Below are 19797 nucleotides of genomic sequence, written 5' to 3' on the forward strand. Positions count from 1 at the left end.
CGTGTTGGACGGCTGCTGTGCCTGCGTTGTTGAACATGGCATGGGGTCGGTGAGGCCCGGCCAGCGGTCGCCCCGCTCGCCAACCGCCTCCCATGCCGTGCGCTGTAAACAGGTGCGACATCTTTTAAAAGTGCTCTTTTTTACTCTGAAGAAACCGGAACCTCACCATGAAAAAATCTGCTCTGACACGCCATCTCACCCTGGTCTCGGCCCTGTGCCTGACCGCGCTGAGCGCGCAGGCCCAGTCCACCGTCACCGCCTACGGCCTGCTGGACCTGAGCGTGGGGTCCACCAAAGCCCCCGGCGGCACCTCCACCACGGCGGTGGACAGCGGCAAGATGACCACCAGCTTCATCGGCTTTGGCGGCAGCGAAGATTTGGGTGGCGGCTTGTCGGCCGTGTTCAAGATGGAAGGTTTCCTGCGCGTCGACACGGGCGATCAAGGCCGCTTCACGGGTGACACCACCTGGGCACGCACCGCTTCGGTGGGCCTGTCACACAAGCAATACGGCACCCTGACCGCCGGCCGCAACACGACGGCACTGTTCGTGTCCACCCTGCTGTTCAACGCCTTTGGCGATTCGTTCGGCTACTCCCCCAGCATTCGCCATTACTTCACCAGCGGCACCGTGACCGGTGACACCGGCTGGAGCGATTCCCTGGCCTACTCCAGCCCAACCATCAGCGGCTTCCGCTTTGGCGCGGCCATGGCCACCAAAGAAACCAGCAACGGCGGTAACTGGAGCATGAACCTGGGCTACGGCAGCGGCCCCTTGTCCGCCTCGGTGGTGGTGCAAGACGTGAAGAAAGACGGCGCTGCAGCCGTGCCCGACACCCGCACCGTGCAACTGGGCGGGGCCTACGATTTCGGCGTGGCCAAGGGTTTCCTGCAATACGGTGAGGTGAAGAACAACACCACCGGCAACAGCTACGACATCACCGGCATCGGTGCACGCGTGCCCGTGGGCACAGGCGCTGTGCTGGTGCAGTGGGGACAAATAGCACCGAAAACGGGCGCGGATCGCCAAACCCTGTCGGTGGGTTACAGCCATGCGCTGTCCAAGCGCACCGACGCGTACGTGGCCACCATGTACGACAAGGTGGACAACCTCAGCAGCGGCGGCGGTTACTCGGTGGGCCTGCGCCACCGCTTCTGAAGTTGGCACAGCGGCAAGACCCGACCGCGTGGGTCTTGCCGCTGCAACAGGTCGCCTGCAACCCATTGGCTGGCGGCATGCGACCGGCAAACCGCAGCACCGTTACAGCGCCCGCTCGGTCAGCAGGCCCGGTCGGCTTGAATAGCGCACCCGGCTGTCTTGGGCTTCCACCTCCACGCGGGCGCTGCGCCGGCCGTACACCGCAGCCTTGAGCCATTCCAGCTCGGCCTCCAGCAACTCGGGCGTGGCCCGCGTACAGGCCCACACGCGGGCGTCGGCGTCCCAGCGGTAGCCGCGCTCTTTCAGCAGATCTTTGGACTCAAACGGCGAACCCGTGGCGCGCAGCTTGAAGCTGGGCGATGCCGCAGCCGCCCACAACAGCGCCAGTCCGGTGCGGGCGTCGCTGCCCACCGGGCGGGTCAACACCTGCAGCAGGGCGTGGCAGTCCACCTGCGCGCGGTGCGCGTCGTAAAACCAGCCCCGGTCCTGGGCCAGTAAACCGAGCTTGGACGAACCTGCACCGGCGGCTTTCCAATCGATATCGGCAAACGAGCAAGCCCATGCCTTGTCGGCAAAACCGGGAAACCGCGCTTCCACAAACGGCCGGTCAAAACCCGCGTTGTGCGCAATCACCAGGTCGGCACGGGCCACCAGGGCGGTCACCTGCGCATCGTCCAGACGCTGGCCTGTCACCATGGCATCGGTGATTCCGGTCACCTGCTGCGCCACCTCGGGAATGGGCATGCCCGGGTCTTCAAAGCCTTCAAACACCTCGACCGGGCCAAACGGCAAGCCAGTCGTGGTGTCCACCTGAACCAGCAGCATGGCCAGTTCGATGATCTTGTCGCTGTGGTGCTGCAAGCCGGTGGTTTCGGTGTCCAGCACCAACACCCGCTGCACGCCCGCGTCCCCTTCAGCCGCGGGGCGGGGGCCAAAATCCATGATCGGCACCAGGCGGCGCAACACCCGGAAATCGGGGTGCACCTCCAGGGTGCGCGCCAGGGCTTCAAAGTCCACCTCCGTGGCAGGTACGCTCACGGCAGGGGCTGCCGAGGCGGCATCGACGTCGTCCTCGAGCGGAGCGTCGAAATTAAAACTGGCCTGTGTCATTCGACGGTTGCTTTCTTGGCGAGATAGGGGAGCGGGTGAAACGGAGCGAACGGGCAGGGCGGGCAGGGGCATCGCCCAGGGATCGCGCACGGCGCTGAAACACCCACCCAGGGCCGGTGGGATTCTACGGAGATGCACAGGCTCACGACCCAGACCAAGGCACCAGGCCAACACCTCAATCAAAATCCGACCCTATGGGTCAACTACGGCCCACGACCTCACCCCCTCACCCCCTCATCCCCGCACCAGCCAGCCCCACAACCGCCACCGACAAGCACAAGGGATCCGCTCGCGGGTGCTGGCCGAGGCGCTGGGCATGCCGGTGGCCTTTTTTGACGTGGTGAGCCTGCACGCACCCGAACCGCCTGCCATGCAAGGGATGATCAGCGCCGTTCAGATCGCGCACATGAAACCCAGTCATCAACGCCTCGCGCGGCACCGTGACGCAACGGGTCGCGCTGGCCAGCCAAACTTTGACCTGGGGGAAGGCTGTGCGTGGCGTGGTTGCCGACGGCGCAACGAAGCCCAGCTCGGCGGGAACGGCCTTGTTAAACGGGACAGAACACCGGTGTGCTGTTTCGCGCCTGGAGCTCCCGTTGGCGCGAGACACCCCCGCAGGGGGTGCCAAAGCTTTCAAGCCGGGTTCGGTGCTTTTTGCGCGGGGCTGAACGCCTATGCAACGAGTTCAATACGGCCTGTTTCGAGGGCGTAGAGGCCACCGACGACCTTCACCTTGCCGGCCTGCACCGCCTTGCTCAAGATGGGTGTGGCTTCTTGCAAGCGCTGAACGTTCTGTCTGATGTTTTGAAGGGTCGCCGCCTGGAGCAAGGTGCCCTTGTGGGGTTCGGCAGCAGCGGCGCGCACGGCTGGCATCAGCGCCGAGACGATGTTTTGAATATGACCGGGAAAGTCGGCCTGCTTCTCAAGCGCGCTGACCGTCGCGCTCACGGCGCCACAACGGGTGTGTCCCAGCACCATGATGAGCGGAACGTTCAGAACCGCGACGCCATATTCCAGGCTGGCCAGAATATCGTTGGTGACGTAATTGCCCGCCACCCGCGTCACAAAAAGGTCGCCCCGTTCTTCGTCAAAACACAGTTCGGGACTGACGCGCGAGTCGGCGCAGCTCAATATCGACGCGTAGGGATTTTGCCCACCGACCAATGCTTCGCGCGTCTTGGCAAAACTCCGGTTCTGGGTCTGACCCGATGTGTAACGTTCGTTGCCGTCCATCAAGCGCTTGAGCGCCTGATCGGGTGAAAGCACGTTGTCCGGTTTGGGCGGCGTTTTTGCGTGAGCGATGCCAGCCACCGCAGACATTCCGAGCAATGAAAGCGCACCCATTGTGCCCAGCACCGAGCGTCGGGAGGGTGATGTCGACGTTTTGTTCTGCGGGTCACTGGTGGTACAAAATTTGCACATTCGTTCTCTCCGTGTTCAAAAATCTGGCCGCAGCTTACACCTCGATTCCCCATGCTGCAATGGATTCCTGTCACAGGACGGCTGTCCCGCAGGCCTTGCCGTCAGGGACCATTTCTTTCTGGCCGCACCGAACTTCCCGGCCTCTCCGGTCTTCAGTAGCCCAGCGCAGTTCGCGCCTGACGGGCAGTCTCGTAGAGCATCTCGCCTTCGCTCATGAGGTCGTCGGCATCGAGCAATGTCGCGAACACGACCACGGTCACGTCGCTCACCGTGTCGTGGCGCGCCGTGGTGAGGTAACCCGTGATCCCGCCGTTGTGCCCAGCGCCAAGCTCGATGGGATCGCATGCGAGGCCGAGGCCATAGGAGACATGGATCTCGTGGGTGGTCTCACACCCGCGCATGCGGGCAATCGTCTGCGCGTTCAACCCGGCCTCGCCCTTGAGCAGCCGACGGAACCACCGTGCCAGATCCGATGGGGTCGTGACCACGTTGCCCTCGCCAACGCCCCAGGAAACGTTGCGGTGGGTGGTGGGATAAAGCGTGCCGCCGACCCGCGTCGTTCCCTCAAGGAACGGCGCCGGGAGATGTTGGGTCTGGCCGTCGTCGGGAAAGCTCGTCTCGTTGAGACCGTTGGGCACGAGGAATTCGTCATGCACGAACTGCGCGAACGTTTTTCCAGAAACCTGCTCGACGATCTTCGCCAGCAGTGAGTAGCCGGTGTTCGAATAGCGAAAGGCCTCGCCGGGCAGCCCGCCCACGAGTTGGTTGCTGGCGACAACGCCGACCAGTTCGTCCAGCGTGAAGGTGTGCAGCTCACCCTGGGTGTCCTCGACCCAGTCGACGTACCTCAGGCCAGCGTAGGGCGCGTTGGCCGTCGCGGGAACGTTTTTGTTGCCAACGTCAAACACGCCACCGCGATGGCGCAGGAGCTGTTGGATCGTGATCTGGTCTTTGTAAGGAATCGCGAAGCCGGGCGTGGCAGGCAGGTAGGGACGCGCCGTCCCGGGCATGTTCGCGCTCAACACATGGTCGATGTCGAGCTGTCCGCGTTGCTGGAGCAGCATGATCGCCGCCGCCGTGAACGTCTTGGTGGTGCTGGCGCCGCGAAAGTGGGAGCTGGCCGTTGCGCCGTTGAGGGTGCTCGCGAAAAATTCGCCCTCCGGGGTGATGACCGTGATCGACAGGCCACCAGGAAGCTTGGGGGCAAACTGGTGCCACTGGCTCGAGACCACACGCGTGAGCGCTGCCTCGGGAGCCACCGGTGGATGGCTGCCGCCACAAGCCGCGAGCATGCTTGTGCACGCGATGGCTGCAACCAGGAGGAGAAATGAGCGTGGCTTTCTGACGTGCTTCATGCGTTGATGCCTTCCAAGGTGTTGGTGTATCAGGGCAGTTGGCCAACCGGTTGCTGCGTCAGCAGCTTTGACCCAGTGAGCTGAGCTGCTGGGCGTTGCACGCATGGACTACCCGGTTGCGGTCAAGTCTATCGGGTCTTCTTTTTTCAGCGACTTTCTGCGCCTTGCGGAATTGAGTCGATGGCACCCTGCCAGGGCCTTGCCCGCAGAGCGGGGCATTCATGGCGTCGTCAACAACCAGGCCAGGCAATGAGTTCCCCGCCCGGTCCGAGGACGATGGCGTCCGGAATGACCACCACCGTCAATTCCTACTATATTAGTCAACTATGAACGCTGCCACCACCATCCCCACCCAACCCGCCCAGACCGGACCCAGAACCTCGATCGACAAGCACAAGATCCGCTTCCTGCTGCTGGAGGGCATCCACCCCTCGGCCATCGAGGTGCTGCGTGCAGCGGGCTACAGCCAGATCGAGAGCCTGCCCGGCGCCCTGCCCGACGATCAGCTCAAGGCCAAGCTCGCCGAAGCGCATTTCGTCGGCATCCGCTCGCGCACCCAGCTCAGCGCCGAGGTGCTGAGCCACGCCACCCGCCTCGCCGCCGTGGGCTGCTTCTGCATTGGCACCAACCAAGTGGACCTGGCCGCGGCACGCGAGCGCGGCGTGGCGGTGTTCAACGCACCGTTTTCCAACACCCGCTCGGTGGCCGAGCTGGTGCTGGCCGAGGCCATCTTGCTGATGCGCGGCATCCCCGAAAAGAACGCCGTGGCGCACCGAGGTGGCTGGCTGAAATCGGCCAGCAATTCATTCGAAATCCGCGGCAAGACGCTGGGTATCGTGGGTTACGGCGCCATCGGCACGCAGCTCTCGGTCCTGGCCGAAGCCCTGGGCATGAAAGTGGTGTTTTTCGACACCGCCACCAAGCTGCCGCTGGGCAACGCGCGGCCGCTCACCAGCCTCGACGAGCTCATGGCCAGCGCCGACGTGGTGAGCCTGCACGTGCCCGAAACGCCCGCCACGCAGTGGATGATCGGCGCGGCGCAACTCGCGCGCATGAAACCCAGCGCCGTGCTCATCAACGCCTCGCGCGGCACCGTGGTGCAGGTGGACGCGCTGGCCAGCGCGCTGCAAAACCAGGCCCTGCTCGGCGCCGCGATCGACGTGTTCCCGGAAGAACCGCACAGCAACAAGGACATGTTCGAGTCGCCGCTGCGCGGCCTGGACAACGTGATCCTCACGCCGCACATCGGCGGCTCCACACTGGAGGCGCAGGAAAACATCGGCATCGAGGTGGCAGAAAAGCTGGTCAAGTACAGCGACAACGGCACCACCACCTCGGCCGTCAACTTCCCCGAAGTGGCCCTGCCCGCGCACCCCGGCAAACACCGCCTGCTGCACATCCACCGCAACGTGCCCGGTGTGCTCTCCAGCATCAACCGCATTTTTTCCGACCACCAGATCAACATCTCGGCGCAGTACCTGCAGACGCGCGAAGACGTGGGCTATGTGGTGATGGACCTCGACGCCGCGCACTCCGAGCGGGCGCTGGCCGAACTGGCGCGCGTGCCCGGCACCCTGCGCAGCCGCGTGCTGTTTTAAGCGCACCGATCTCAGAGTCTGAGCGTTTCTCGGGCGTGTCCGAGCAACGCCTCAAAACGTGCCTGCCAGCCATTCCCAACCCACCGAGGTTGACCGAGCGCCAAGCATTCTTGACCCAGCGATCAGCGTCATGCATTTACACGCTATATTCGCGAAAAAAGACGCACAGACGTCGTGCCGGGTCGCTCTGCCAGCAAGCGGCCAAACGGCACAGAAACGCTGGTAAACGCTCGACAGGGGGAAACTGTGCATGCATGCTTGAAACCGCTCTGGGCGGGGCGGCGTTGGTTTGCTGGGCTGCTGCTGTTCGTTGCTGCGACCGCGCATGCGGAGCCTGCCGTCCTGCGCGTCGTGACCGACAACAATTACCCACCTTATGTCATTACGCGATCGGACGGACTGGCTGAGGGTTATATCGTCGATCTCTGGAAACTCTGGGAACGCAAAACCGGGGTCTTGGTTGAGCTAAAGGCCATGCAGTGGTCAGAGGCCCAGAGCGCCTTGCGCGATCACCAGGCAGACGTGATCGACATGATCTTTCGAACGCCGGCTCGCGAGCAACTGTACGACTACTCCAAGCCCTACGCCACGCTGCCGGTCAGTATCTACGTCGACAGCTCCATCCATGGTGTTCAAGGCATACGCTCGCTCAGCGGATTTGCGATCGGCGTGCAGCGGGGTGACGCCTGCGTGGACATGCTGACCAACCAAGGCGTCTCCCGTCTGGTGGCCTATCCGAATTACGAAGAAATTCTGGCCGCAGGCAAAGCGGGCGAGATCAAGATGTTCTGCATGGACGACGATCCGGCCAACTACTACCTCTACCTGCACCGGGATCAGGTGCGCTTCGCTCGTGCCTTCAAGCTGTACGAAGGGCAGTTTCATTGGGCCGTTAACCGAGGCGATACGGCGACATTCGACCTCGTGAACCGGGGCATGAGCCTGATCACCGCCGAGGAGCGTGAAGCGCTTCGCGAAAAATGGTTCAACCATCCCTTCGCGTTCCGACCCTACCTGCGCATCGTTCTGATGATCTTGCTGGCCGCACTGAGCGTGGTCTCTGCGGCCGGTTTCTGGATCTGGATGCTGCGCCGCTCCGTCAGAAGCAGAACGGCAGAGATCCAACACAAGCACCAGCAACTTGAGGCCGCCGCCCGCGAGCTGGGTGTGGAGCAAGCATTGCTGCGCGCCATCGTCGAAAGCAGTCCCGATGCCATGTTCCTCAAGAGTCCAGAGGGGGTCTATCTGGATTGCAATGCCGGTGCGCTCGCCCTGCTGAATATGACGCGAGAGCAAATTCTGGGAAAAACCGACAACGAACTCTTTCCTGACGGAAATTTTGTACACGCCATTCGATGCAACGACCTTGAGGTTCTTCGCAGCGGAAAACCGTTGCGATACGAGAGCAGCGTGGCCGCGCCGAACGGCTCGGTGCGCGATCTCGATGTGATACAGGTGCTGGTCAACGCTGTTCACGGCGCACCCGCTGGCGTTCTGACGATCATCCGAGACATCACCGAACGCCAACTCGCCGAGCGCGAGCTGCGAATCGCCTCGGTGGCCTTCGAGAGCCACGACGGCATGATCATTGCCGATGCCCAAGGCATCATTGAGCGCGTCAACTCGGCCTTTACCCGCATCAGCGGCTACCTGCCGCAAGAAGCGGTTGGCAAGTCGCACAAGTTTCTTCAGTCCGGATTGCATTCACGGCAGTTCTACCAGGAGCAGTGGCAAGCCCTCAGCCGCGATGGCTATTGGCACGGTGAAATCGTGAATCAGCACCGCGATGGCCGCCTTTACACGGCGCGGCTGTCGATCACCAAGGTCACCGATGCCGAGGGCCAGACCATGCGTTACATCGGTCATATACAGGACATCACATCGGAGAAGGAGGCGCACGCCCTGGTCGAACACCTGCGGTTGTTCGACCCGCTGACGGACCTGCCCAACCGACAGTTGATCGCAGCCCGGATGACCCACGCACTGACCAAAAGCCGGGAATTGCATGCATTGGGTGCCGTGATGATGATCGACCTCGACTTTTTCCAGAAGGTCAACGACACCCTCGGTCATGGCATCGGAGACCGTTTGCTCATCGAAGTGGCGCAACGCATCCACTCGGTCACCCGCGAAGGTGACACGCTGGGGCGATTCAGTGGTGACAGCTTTGTCCTGATTGCCGAGAACATCGGCGCTGACCCCACCGAGGCGACCCGCCTGTCGCAGGAACTCGCCGAGGTCGTCCGGCAGACGATCAATACGCCGCTCGTACTGGAGGGCCACCGGCTCATCTGCAGCGCCTCGATCGGCGTCACACTGCTGAGCGGCCACCAGGTGAGTTCCGATGTGATCCTGCGGCAGGCAGAACTGGCGATGTACCGGTGCAAGGCGGAAGGGCGCAACACCGTGCGCTTCTTCGAGGATTCAATGCAGGCCGAGATCGACCTTCGCAGCCAGCTTGAGAGCGACTTGCGAGAAGCCATCGATCGCCAACAATTCGCGCTGCATTACCAGCTGCAGGTTGACGTGCACGGCCAGCCGATCGGGGCCGAGGCCTTGTTGCGCTGGAACCATCCCGGCCGGGGTACCGTGCCACCGGCGGATTTCATCCCGCTGGCCGAGGAAACCGGCCTGATCGAGCCGATTGGTCGCTGGGTGTTGGCCGCGGCCTGCCGCCAGTTGGCGCTGTGGGCATGCCAGCCCGAGACATGCCAGCTGACCATGGCAGTGAACATCAGTCCCAGGCAATTCAAGTCGGCGCACTTCGTTGAAGACATCGTCGCAGAAGTGCAACGTTCAGGCGCATCGCCCAACAAGCTGAAACTTGAGGTCACCGAAAGTCTGGCCATCGACGACTTCGCCGACTCGATCTTCAAGCTGCAGGCACTCAAGGCAAGCGGCTTCAAAATCTCGCTCGACGACTTCGGAACCGGCAACTCCTCGCTCAATTACCTGACGAAGCTGCCGCTGACGCAGCTGAAGATCGACAAATCCTTCGTCGACGATCTGCCCGCCAGCGATCGCGACGCGATGGTGGCCCAGACCATCATCGCCATGGGCCGGGGTTTGGTGCTCGATGTCATTGCAGAAGGCGTGGAAAGCGAAGCCCAGTACCGCTCTTTGGTGGACCTGGGATGCCAGGCCTTTCAAGGCTATTTCTTCGGGCGACCTCAACCCGTGGAGGCGTTTGAGGCCAGCCTCAAGGCGATACAAACGCATGAGGCTCCGCCGTGATGCAGATTGCCACGTGCCTGAGGCGCATCTTCATCGCGACAGCGTGCGCGATGTTGCCGCTCGCGGCATCGGCCGTCACGCGGGTTGTCGCGACGGTGCACAACGGGCGTGCTGCAAATGCAGTCGATGAGCCACGGGTTTGAGCGCACACACCCAGGCATCAAGGTCCGCGGGGTCACGCGGAGCGAGGCGCAGTTGCGCAGGTCGGTCAGCCGCACATCGTGACACAGGGTCGACATGGCGCGGTTCGAGGCTCACCTGCACGACCCACAGGACCAAGTCAACGGCATCTGTCTGCGCGGTAAAGACGGTCGCGGTGAGACCATGCCGCTGGTAACGGCCATGGTGAACACCTTTGGGGTGCCGCCGAAAAAAATCCGCTGGCCCATAGTCTGGCGAGACAGCCGCAGAAGTTGCGGTGCCCAGACACCACCCCATGGCCCGCACGGCCGATTCGGGCAACGCACCAGCACCCAAGGCCCCACCTCTATGATCAGAGGAACAGCCTCAAGAAGATTCCCATGCAAGTTTCAGAACAACCCGTCCTGCGCGACCTGGTGCTCGTCGGCGGTGGTCACAGCCATGTGGTGGTGCTGCGGATGCTGGCCATGCAACCCGAGCCCGGCCTGCGCACCACCCTCATTTGCACCGACGTGGACACGCCGTACTCCGGCATGCTGCCCGGCTACATCTCGGGACATTACAGCTTTGACGATGTGCACATCGACCTGGGCCGACTGGCCGCGTTTGCCAAGGCGCGCTTCATCCGCGCTGAAGTCACCGGGCTGGACCGCGCCAACCAGCGCGTGATGCTGCGGGGCCGACCCTCGGTGCCCTACGACCTGCTGTCCATCAACACCGGGTCCACGCCCAATGTGCGCCAGGTCGAGGGCGCCCAGGCCCACAGCGTGCCGGTGAAGCCCATTGCGCAATTCAACCAGCGCTGGCTGAACCTGCTCGCCCGGGTGCGCGAACTGCAGACACCGCTCACGGTGGCCGTGGTGGGCGGTGGCGCGGGCGGGGTGGAACTGGTGCTGTCCATGCAATACCGGCTGCGCCACGAGCTGCAGGCGCTGGGCCGTAGCCCCGACCTGCTGCGCTTTGTGTTGCTCACGGCCGGCGACACGATCTTGCCCACCCACAACCCCGGCGTGCGGGCGCGTTTTGCCCGCGTGTTGCATGACCGGGGCGTGGCGGTGCACACGCATGCCGAGGTGACGAAGGTCACCCCGGGCTGCCTGCACACGCAAGATGGCCGCCGCTTTGACACCGATGAAACGCTGTGGGTGACCCAGGCAGGCGGCCCCGCCTGGCTGCCAAGCACCGGCCTGGCACTGGACGCCCACGGGTTCATCCACATCAACGAACACCTGCAAACCCTCACCGACCCCAACATCTTTGCCGCCGGCGACGTGGCCTCGTTCACCGCACGCCCGCTGGAGAAAGCCGGAGTCTTCGCCGTGCGCATGGGCCCCCCGCTGGCGCGCAACCTGCGCCAGGCCCTGCGCGGCCAGCCGCTGGTGGCCTACACACCGCAGCGCCGCTGGCTGGCGCTCATCTCCACCGGCGACCGCTTCGCCGTCGCCTCGCGCGGGCGCCTGGGTTTCGCCGGCGCCTGGGTCTGGCGCTGGAAAGACCGTATCGACCGCCGCTTCATGCGCCAATTCACCGAGCTGCCCGCCATGGCCCCCGCTCGCCCCGGCGCAGCGCCCCCCAGCCGCCTGGCGCTCAGCGCCGACGAATCGCGCCAGGCCATATCCGCCATTGCCATGCGCTGCGGTGGCTGCGGCGCCAAGGTCGGCGCCAGCATCTTGACCCGGGCGCTGGGCAGCCTGCAGCCGGTGCAGCGCGACGACGTGCTGATTGGCCTGCACGCGCCCGACGACGCCGCTGTCGTGCGCGTGCCGCCGGGCCAGGCCATGGTGCACACGGTGGACTTCTTCCGCAGTTTCATCGACGACCCCTACCTCTTTGGCCAGGTCGCCGCCAACCACGCCCTGGGCGACATCTTCGCCATGGGCGCACAAGCCCAAAGCGCCACCGCCATCGCCACCGTGCCCCCGGGCCTGGAGGCCCAGGTGGAAGACCTGCTGCTGCAGATGATGACCGGCGCCGTCGAGGTGCTCAACGCCGCCGGCTGCGCCCTCGTCGGCGGCCACACCGGCGAGGGCCGCGAGCTGGCGCTGGGCTTCGCGGTGAACGGGCACATCGACGAGGACATGCACGGCGTGCAGCGCAACGGCGGCACGCGCCCCGGCGACGTGCTGCTGCTCACCAAGCCCATCGGCACCGGCACCCTCTTTGCCGCCCACGCACAGCACGCCGCCAAAGGCCGTTGGATCGACGCCGCCCTGCGCTCCATGGTGCTGTCCAATCAGGCCGGCGCCCGTGTCTTGCGCGAACACGGCGCCACCGCCTGCACCGACCTCACCGGCTTCGGCCTGCTCGGGCATCTGGTGGAAATGACCCGCCCCTCGGGCGTGGACGCCGTACTGCACTTGAGCGCCTTGCCGGTGCTCGACGGCGCGGTGGAATGCGTGCAGGCCGGCATTGTGAGCTCGCTGCAACCGGCGAATGTGCGCCTGCGTCGCGCGCTGCGCAACGCCGAAGCCTTTGTGCAAGACCCGCGCTACCCGCTGCTGTTCGACCCGCAAACGGCTGGCGGCCTGCTGGCCAGCGTGCCCGCCGACCAGGCCAACGCCTGCGTGCAGGCCCTGCACGCGGCGGGCTACCCGCACACCGCCATCATCGGGCGCATCAGCGGCGCCACAGACGCGCTGGAGCCGGTGGTGCTGAGCGGCTGACAAGGCGTGCACGCCCTCCAAACATCGCCCTCGCACCGACAAGCATGGACCGTGGTGCGCTACAAAACCAGGTCGTCCACCGTCAGTCCGTAACGGCGCATCACGGCGTTGATCTCATCGATGATTTCCTGCCGACGCTGTTCGGTGGATTTTTCGGCCGATGTGAAGAACGCACTGGCACTCTTGAGCAAGTCTTGGTAACGCTGATCGGACAGGGACTGCGCTGGTCTCCTGCCCGCATCTGGCGGATTGACGGCGTTGTGTTTTCGAAATGGCTTCATGGTTGATGGAACTCTAACAAAGTCTCGGCCCAACCTGCCCCACCGGGCCTTCTCCCCACCGCTTTGTGCCCCACAGCGGTGCGTAGCGGCTTGGTCTTTTCGGACACGAAGCAACGGCAGGACCAGACTCAACCCGGCACCCGCCGCCACACCATGCACCTTCGCGATGGCGGGCGCACCCATGCCGGCGAGCAACAGCGTTGCCTCGTTCATATGCTCGATCAATGCCGAAGCGCTTCCCACCGGATCGGCGCGCAGGGTGTGAAAGTCAACTCCTGCCATGAAGACGTGCATGGTTGACCACAAAACCGGGCAAGCCTTTCACCGTGACGGTCGAAATGGGCATCACACCCGCTCAACGATCGCGGCAATGCCTTGACCACCTCCGATGCACATCGTGGCCAGCGCATGCCGGCCGCCCGGGCGATGCAGTTCGTAGATCGCCTTGGTGGTGATGGCGCCGGTGGAGCCTACCGGGTGGCCCAGCGAAATGCCCGAGCCATTCGGGTTGACCTTGACCGGGTCCAGCCCCAGGAGTTGGGTGGCGGCACAGGCCTGCGCGGCAAAGGCTTCGTTGGACTCGATCACGTCTGGGGTCTTGGTGTCAGATCAGCGTGCGAGGCGCGCGGGATGTTCGTGCGATGCTCAGCGCCAGGTCATGAAGCCCAGACCGATGCCGGTGCCGGCGGGCGTGCGGTAGACCGGGATGTACTCGACGAAGTCCGTGCTCAGGTGCGAGACCATGCCCGCCACGGTGATCCAGTTGCGCACCTCGGAAGAGCCCGAGGTCATGGCCGCCTGTGGCACGGTCGTCAAGGTGTCGATGTGGTTCTTCACCAGCGCATCGACCAGTTCCCGGTCGAACGCTTCCTCGCACAGGAAATGGCTCAGGCCGCCAGAGGCGATCACGGCCACACGCGCGGGCGACGCAGACCCCGCCAGCGCCGCCTGGATCTTCTGGCCGATCTCGTAGCAGCGCGCTGCGGTTGGCACGTTGGGGGGGAAGTAGGTGTTGAGCAGGACCGGCAGCATCGGAATGCTCAGGTCCTTCATCAGGCGCTGGATCACGAAGCCGAAGGCGTGGCCGAAGCCGCGCACCGCCGGGTCGGCCACCCGGTCTGAAGACGACACGTCCACCCCTTGCCGGATCAGGCCATGCACCAGGTCCAGGCCCAGCTCGGGCGCGGCCGGGTAACGGTGCGGCAGGTCCATGCGGTAGCCCGCCCAGAACGCCTGGTTGGCCCAGGGCGGCATGCCGCTCAGGTGCTCGAACGGCTTCATGACCAGTTCGGGCCCGTGGAACACGGAAATCGCGGGCTGGTTGTCGGGGCCGAACAGTTCGCCCTGGTCGTCACCCACGACCAGCACCACGTCGGGCCGGGCCTCTTTGAGCGCCACCGCCAGGCGGTCGAGCGCCGCCTCGGCACGCGCCGCCAGGGCAGGAAACCCGGCCGGGTCGGCTTCGCGCCCGTAAGGCTCACCGCGCTCGGCGACCAGCTCGTCGTAGGAAAGCTTGCGACCATCCAGGGTGTTGAGGGACTTGTTGCGCCGGTCGTCCTGCGAGCGGTATTCCCACTCGGAGCCACCGAGCACCAGCAAGGGGCTGTGGGAGGTGCCGATGCCCAATACGATTTTGGCCATGCCGCCGCCTCTTACATGCCTATGCCCTGGCGGGCGTTGGCGGCCGAGAGGTACTTGCCGGCATCGGCAACGGACGCTGGCGCACCACCCTTGGCCTTCAGGCCCGGGAACAGGCGGCGGGCGTTGTTCTCGTAGATGTTGGCGAGGTCCAGCTCGGTCAGACCCTCGACCTGTTCGAGCAGGAACTTGATGTCGTCGAACGAGCGGCCGGTCTCGGGGTTGAGCGCCGTGCCCGAGCCCGGGTTCTCGGTGCCGAACACCACGCGGTCGCTGCCCACGAGCTTGATCAGGAGGGCCAACGAGTCCTTGGAGTGAATGACGGTGTCGTAGTAGAGGCGGCGCAGGCTTTCGTCGAAGCTCTCGTTGAGCGCCACGTTCTTGGCGATCACCGGGTGCAGGCGCTCAGCGCGCCAGCGGCCCACCTGGTAGGGCACCGACCCGCCACCGTGCGAGACGATGATCTTGAGCTTGGGGAAGTCGAGGAACACGCGCGAGTTCACCAGCGACAGGATGGCCAGGCTTTCTTCGTCGATGAAGTGCGTGCTGTAGCTGCCCCGGCCGTGCTGGTTGCCGGTGGAATGCACGTGGGCGGGCACGTCCAGCTCGCACAGCTTCTCGTACAGCGGGTACCAGTACTCGTCGCCCAGCGCCGGGGTCTGGTTGTCGCCCTCGCCCGGGTCCGGGTCGAGCAGGCAGCCCACGAAGCCGTATTCCTTGATGCAGCGCTCCAGCTCGGGCAGCGAGGTGGCGATGGGTTCGCCCGCCGGTTGCGGCAGGCCGCAGATGCCGGCAAAGCGGTCGGGCAGCACGCGGCACAGCTGGGCGATGTAGGCGTTGACGCCTTCGTTCCAGCGGTGCGCCACGCGGCCGGGCTTCTCGGCGTGGAACATGGTGAAGGGCCGGGGCGAGATCAGCTGCACGTCGGTGCCGGCGGCGTCGATGGCCTCCAGGTTGCGGCGCGTCTCGGGCAGCGACAGCAATTCGTCGTCGGAGAACGGCGGGGGCGGCGTGCCGTAGGTGGCGCGGCTGGCCAGCAGCAAGGTGAACCAGGCGTACAGCTTGGGGGAAGCGCACAGGTGGCCGTGGACGTCGATGATCATGAAGATTCCTTTGAGAAAGTTGAATCGGGACGCAATGCGTTCAGAAGTTGTAGACCTCCAGGGTGCGTTCACCCTGGCGAAGCCGATCAAGAACCAATGCCTCCTTCTGCTCCCGCTGCACGGCGGCATCGACCACCTGGCGGGCGCGCGAAGAAGGGATGGCCACCACGCCGTCGGTGTCGCCGACGATGAGGTCGCCCGGGTTCACCACCAGGTCGTCGAACAGCGTGGGGAAGTTGATCCAGCCGCGTGCGCCGTAGTCCTTGCCGGTGCCACGGATGCACAGGCCGCGCGCAAACACTGGCAGGCCGAAGTCGGCCAGGATGGCGCCGTCGCGCACGCAGCCGTCGATCACCAGGCCGCCCAGGCCCTGCACTTTCGCGGCCAGCGACATGATCTCGCCCCAGTAGCCGAAGTCGTGGAAGCCCCTCACATGGACCACCAGCACGTCGCCCGGCTCCGCGACATACAGAGCGCGGTGCAGCCAGAGGTTGTCGCCCCCGGGCGAATCCACCGTCACGGCCGTGCCGCAGACTCTCATGCCCGGCGCCACCGGCTTGATGGCCGATGGCATGACGCCAATGCGGCCACCGGCCTCGTGCAGCGTGGCGGTGGGCAGGGCTCTGGCCGTCTCGACCACGGCGGCTTCGGGGCGGTTCACCACGGAGCCGATGGTGGGACCCACCGGCTTTTCGAGGGACGTGCCGCTCATGCGCGGCTCCTGCGGGTCTGCAGCTGGTGGTAGCGGTGCTTCTCGCGCGCCTCGCGCAACGACATGCCTTCGCGCACCGAGGCGCGGATCGCGTCTTCGGCCGCCTGGATCTCCTCGGCCGCGTCCAGCACCGCGTCTTCGTGCTCCTTCGGGATCACCACCACGCCGTCGGCGTCACCGCGCATGAGGTCGCCCGGGCAGACACGGGCATCGCCAATGTTCACCGGCACCTGGGTCGCCTCGACCTGCACGCGGTCCTTGCCGGTGCGCATCCAGTTCTCGCGGCTGTAGATGGGATAGCCCAGTTCCAGGCACAGCGACACGTCGCGGTTGATGCCGTCGATCACGGTACCGGCGATGCCCTTCTTGTGCGCCACCTCGGTGAGGATGTCGCCCCAGACGGTGACGTTGTCGCGCCCGCCGTTGTCGAGCACGATCACGCTGCCGGGTGCCACGTCGTCGATGTAGTCGCCCACGGTGCCGGCGGGCGAACCGGCCGGCCCGTACAGCAGCGTCCAGGCGCGGCCCGCCATGCGGAAGTCACTGGAGCGCGGCTTGATCTTGTAGCACTGGCCATTGAGGCCCAGGCGGTCCAGGGCGTCGCTCAGCGTGGCGGTGTCCAGGCGGCTCGCGCGATCCACGTTCTTGTCGGTCATGTCGGTGTTTCCTTTGTCTGTTCAGCGCAGCATGTGTTCGTAGTCGGCGCCCATCACCTCAGGGAGGGGCTTCCCGGCCAGCAAGGCCTTGGCCATCGCGGCCTCGCGGCCGGCGATCATTTCCGCGGCCTCGATCACCCGCTGGGCATCGGCCGCCGGGATGAAGGCCACGCCGCTGGCGTCAGCAATCACGTAGTCGCCTGCCTGCACGCTGACCGGGCCGATGGTCACCGTGCCATTGGTCTCCAGCTCGGCGACGCGGCCGCGTGCCGTGCGCGCGGTCAGCGCGCGGCAGTAGACCGGGAAGTCGTAGGCGCGGGCTTCGTCGATGTCGCGCACCGGGCCGTCCACCACCACCCCGGCCACGCCCTTGACCTTGGCGCCCAGGGTCAGGATGCCGCCCCAGCTACCGGCGTCGATGCCGGTCTTCTGCTCCACCACGATCACCTCGCCCGGCTGGGCCAGGTCGACCGCCGTGGTGCCCAGGTGGCGAGGCGGCTGGGCCGGGTCGGCCGGCGGTGCTTCGGCGGCGGGCACCAGGCGGTAGGTGACCACCCGGCCCGCGATGCGGCGCGTGGTGGCGCGCTGCTCCAGGCCGCTGGCCACGCGGTCGCGCAAGCCCAGTTTGTCCATCGCGTCCGACACGGCGCAGCAGTCCAGCCGCAGCAGTCGCTGGGTCCATTCGTTCATCTGTGGTTTCCTTGGTTCTGTTGGCCTGGCCCGCTCAGGCCGGCGCAAAGCGCACGCGCAGATCGCGCTTGACCACCTTGCCGCTGGGGTTCTTGGGCAGGGCGTCGATGAAGACCACCCGCTTGGGCGTCTTGAAGTGAGCCAGGTGCCCGTCGCAGGCCTTGAAGACCTCGGCCTCGGTGAGCGTTTGCCCGGCCTTGAGCACGATCACCGCCGTGACCGCTTCGATCCATTTCGGATCGGGCAGCCCGATCACGGCGACCTCGGAGACCTGGGGAATCCGGTAGAGGAATTCCTCGACCTCGCGGCTGGCCACGTTTTCACCGCCGGTCTTGATCATGTCTTTCTTGCGGTCGACCACGGTGAGGTAACCCTCGTCGTCGAGCACCCCCAGGTCGCCGCTGTGGAACCAGCCGCCCGCGAAGGCCGCTTCCGTTTTCTCCGGGTCGTTGTAATAGCAGCTGAGCAACTGGGGCGAGCGGTGCACGATTTCGCCGACCTCGCCGGGCTGGACGTCGTTCATGTCGTCGTCCACCACGCGGGTTTCCACGTTGATCGCCGGGCGGCCGGCGGAGCCCGCCTTGCGCAGCTGGTCTTCGGGCTTGAGCACGGTGGCAATCGGCGCCATCTCGGTCTGGCCGTAGAGGTTCCACAGGCGCACCGCTGGCAGGCGCTGCTGGATTTCCTTGAGCACCGCCACCGGCATGATGGAAGCGCCGTAGTAACCCTTGCGCAATTGGCTCAGGTCGGTGCGGTCGAAGTCTGGCGAGCGCAGCAGCGCGATCCAGACCGTGGGCGGCGCGAAGAAGGACGAGACCCGATTGGCCGCTGCGAGTTTGAGGATGTTGTCGGCCGTGGGCGCGCCGGTGATCACGTTGCTGGCGCCCGCGTAGACCGCCGGACCAAGGAAGCAGTCGAGCTGCGCGCAGTGGTAGAGCGGCAGCGCGTGCAGCAAGGTGTCGCCGGCGGCGATCTCGGTGTCCACCAGGGACGTGACGTACTCGGCGATCACCGCCTCGTGCGACAGCGAGGCGCCCTTGGGCCGCGACTCGGTGCCACTGGTGTAGATCAGCTGGGCGGGCAAACGGCCGTCGAGCTCGCGCTCGGGCGCCGGCCCGGGCTGGCACAGCGCATCGAAGGTCAACATGCCCGCGACGGGCTCGGTGGGCGCCTCGCTGGGCATCCAGATGAAGGTCGCCACCTTCGTGCCCTTGGCGGCTTCGCGGCCTTTGTCGGCATGGCCGCTGTCGACACACAGCACGGTGGCACCCGAGTGCTGCAGCACATAGTTCGCCTCTTCGGCGCTGAGCATGAAGTTGATGGGCACCAGCACCGCGCCCAGCCGGGCGACGGCAAAGCGCAACGCGGCAAAGGCGTGGGAGTTGCGCGAGATGATCGCGACCCGGTCACCGACTTCAACGCCCTGCGCTGCCAGGCCGCGCGCGAAGGCGTTGCTCACGTCGTCGAACTGGGCGTAGGTCCAGTCGGTGCTGCCACAACGGATGGCCAGCTTGTGCGGATAGCGCTGGCGCGAGCGGCGCAGCAGGTCGCCGAGGGTCTGGCGTGAGATTGGAGAACTCATGTGGGGGGTCCTTCGGTTCAGGGGGTGGCGTTTCGCTGATCGGCTTTCACATAGGCGATCACTTCGAGCTGCAGCCACATGCCGTGCTGCAGGTCGTACACCAGGGTGTGGCGTGCGGGGCGGTCGTGGGGGTCCGGGAAACACGCCAGCCACTCGGCATTCAGTGGCTCGCGTGCCTGGTTGTCCTTGATGTAGACCGTGAGCTTGGCGACGTCGGCCAGGGTGGCGCCGCCTGCGGCCAGCACCGCCCTGAGGTTGGCGAAGGCGTGGCGGGCCTGTTCGGCGGCGCTGGATGGCAGCTGCCCGGTGGCCGGGTCCACCCCGGGGATGCCGGAAGAGCACAGCAGCGGCCCCACGCGCGCGCCCATGGGAATGGGTGCACCCCCGTGCGAGACGCCTGGGATCTCCAGAGACCGTTTGAATGTGTCGCTCATGGATTTCTTCCTGAAGAGGGG

The 19797-nt window shown here is 65.3% G+C and carries 15 protein-coding genes and 1 pseudogene; 4 read left to right on the forward strand and 12 right to left on the reverse strand.

What is annotated here, in order from left to right:
- Window positions 1-167: 167 nt before the first annotated feature.
- Window positions 168-1157 carry a porin gene (locus Q7J58_RS03295; RefSeq protein ID WP_304823379.1) on the forward strand — a complete coding sequence of 330 codons (990 nt, stop codon included), beginning with the start codon at window positions 168-170 and terminating at the stop codon, window positions 1155-1157.
- A 102-nt stretch (window positions 1158-1259) separates the two neighbouring features.
- On the opposite strand, the gene Q7J58_RS03300 is transcribed toward Q7J58_RS03295, so the two are convergent.
- The 3 genes from Q7J58_RS03300 to Q7J58_RS03310 all read right to left on the reverse strand — a co-directional run bounded on the left by Q7J58_RS03300 (window position 1260) and on the right by Q7J58_RS03310 (window position 5044).
- Window positions 1260-2195: a 3'-5' exonuclease gene (locus Q7J58_RS03300; protein ID WP_304823382.1), complete on the reverse strand. Its 936-nt coding sequence runs from the start codon at window positions 2193-2195 to the stop codon at window positions 1260-1262.
- Window positions 2196-2939: 744 nt separating this feature from the next.
- Window positions 2940-3689: a carbonic anhydrase gene (locus Q7J58_RS03305; RefSeq protein ID WP_304823384.1), complete on the reverse strand. Its 750-nt coding sequence runs from the start codon at window positions 3687-3689 to the stop codon at window positions 2940-2942.
- Window positions 3690-3841: 152 nt separating this feature from the next.
- The gene (locus Q7J58_RS03310) at window positions 3842-5044 is read right to left on the reverse strand and encodes a serine hydrolase domain-containing protein (protein ID WP_304823387.1); all 1203 of its coding nucleotides are present in this window, start codon (window positions 5042-5044) and stop codon (window positions 3842-3844) included.
- A 326-nt stretch (window positions 5045-5370) separates the two neighbouring features.
- On the opposite strand from Q7J58_RS03310, the gene serA reads away from it, so the two are divergent.
- From serA to selD, 3 genes are all read left to right on the forward strand, one after another.
- Entirely contained in the window at window positions 5371-6642 is a 1272-nt protein-coding gene (gene serA / locus Q7J58_RS03315; RefSeq protein WP_304823389.1) for a phosphoglycerate dehydrogenase, read from the forward strand.
- Window positions 6643-6900: 258 nt separating this feature from the next.
- Entirely contained in the window at window positions 6901-9876 is a 2976-nt protein-coding gene (locus Q7J58_RS03320) for an EAL domain-containing protein (RefSeq protein WP_304823392.1), read from the forward strand.
- Window positions 9877-10397: 521 nt separating this feature from the next.
- Window positions 10398-12680, forward strand: a complete 2283-nt coding sequence (gene selD, locus Q7J58_RS03325) for a selenide, water dikinase SelD (RefSeq protein WP_304823395.1) — start codon at window positions 10398-10400, stop codon at window positions 12678-12680.
- A gap of 59 nt (window positions 12681-12739) precedes the next feature.
- Here the strand turns inward: selD and Q7J58_RS03330 are convergent, their stop codons facing one another.
- The 9 genes and pseudogenes from Q7J58_RS03330 to Q7J58_RS03370 all read right to left on the reverse strand — a co-directional run bounded on the left by Q7J58_RS03330 (window position 12740) and on the right by Q7J58_RS03370 (window position 19776).
- Window positions 12740-13255: a hypothetical protein gene (locus Q7J58_RS03330; protein ID WP_304823398.1), complete on the reverse strand. Its 516-nt coding sequence runs from the start codon at window positions 13253-13255 to the stop codon at window positions 12740-12742.
- Between the two features lie 51 nt (window positions 13256-13306).
- A pseudogene (locus Q7J58_RS03335) lies at window positions 13307-13552 on the reverse strand (acetyl-CoA C-acyltransferase); the annotation flags it as partial.
- Window positions 13553-13606: 54 nt separating this feature from the next.
- A complete protein-coding gene (locus Q7J58_RS03340; protein ID WP_304823400.1) occupies window positions 13607-14602 on the reverse strand; it encodes a protocatechuate 3,4-dioxygenase in 996 nt (331 codons plus the stop codon).
- Window positions 14603-14613: 11 nt separating this feature from the next.
- Window positions 14614-15702 carry an amidohydrolase family protein gene (locus Q7J58_RS03345; protein WP_304823403.1) on the reverse strand — a complete coding sequence of 363 codons (1089 nt, stop codon included), beginning with the start codon at window positions 15700-15702 and terminating at the stop codon, window positions 14614-14616.
- 40 nt (window positions 15703-15742) lie between these two features.
- Window positions 15743-16414 (reverse strand): 4-hydroxy-4-methyl-2-oxoglutarate aldolase, encoded by a 672-nt coding sequence (locus Q7J58_RS03350; RefSeq protein WP_304823406.1) that lies wholly within the window; start codon window positions 16412-16414, stop codon window positions 15743-15745.
- Window positions 16411-17070, reverse strand: coding sequence for an RraA family protein (locus Q7J58_RS03355; RefSeq protein ID WP_304823409.1), 660 nt, complete (start codon window positions 17068-17070; stop codon window positions 16411-16413). Before Q7J58_RS03355 ends, Q7J58_RS03350 begins: the two co-directional genes overlap by 4 nt.
- A gap of 21 nt (window positions 17071-17091) precedes the next feature.
- Window positions 17092-17760 carry an RraA family protein gene (locus Q7J58_RS03360; protein ID WP_304823412.1) on the reverse strand — a complete coding sequence of 223 codons (669 nt, stop codon included), beginning with the start codon at window positions 17758-17760 and terminating at the stop codon, window positions 17092-17094.
- Window positions 17761-17794: 34 nt separating this feature from the next.
- A complete protein-coding gene (locus Q7J58_RS03365) occupies window positions 17795-19342 on the reverse strand; it encodes an acyl-CoA synthetase (protein ID WP_304823415.1) in 1548 nt (515 codons plus the stop codon).
- 17 nt (window positions 19343-19359) lie between these two features.
- Window positions 19360-19776: a RidA family protein gene (locus Q7J58_RS03370; RefSeq protein WP_304823418.1), complete on the reverse strand. Its 417-nt coding sequence runs from the start codon at window positions 19774-19776 to the stop codon at window positions 19360-19362.
- Between the last annotated feature and the right edge of the window lie 21 nt (window positions 19777-19797).

This window comes from Hydrogenophaga sp. (assembly GCF_030656115.1).
Classification (GTDB): Bacteria; Pseudomonadota; Gammaproteobacteria; order Burkholderiales; family Burkholderiaceae_C; genus Hydrogenophaga.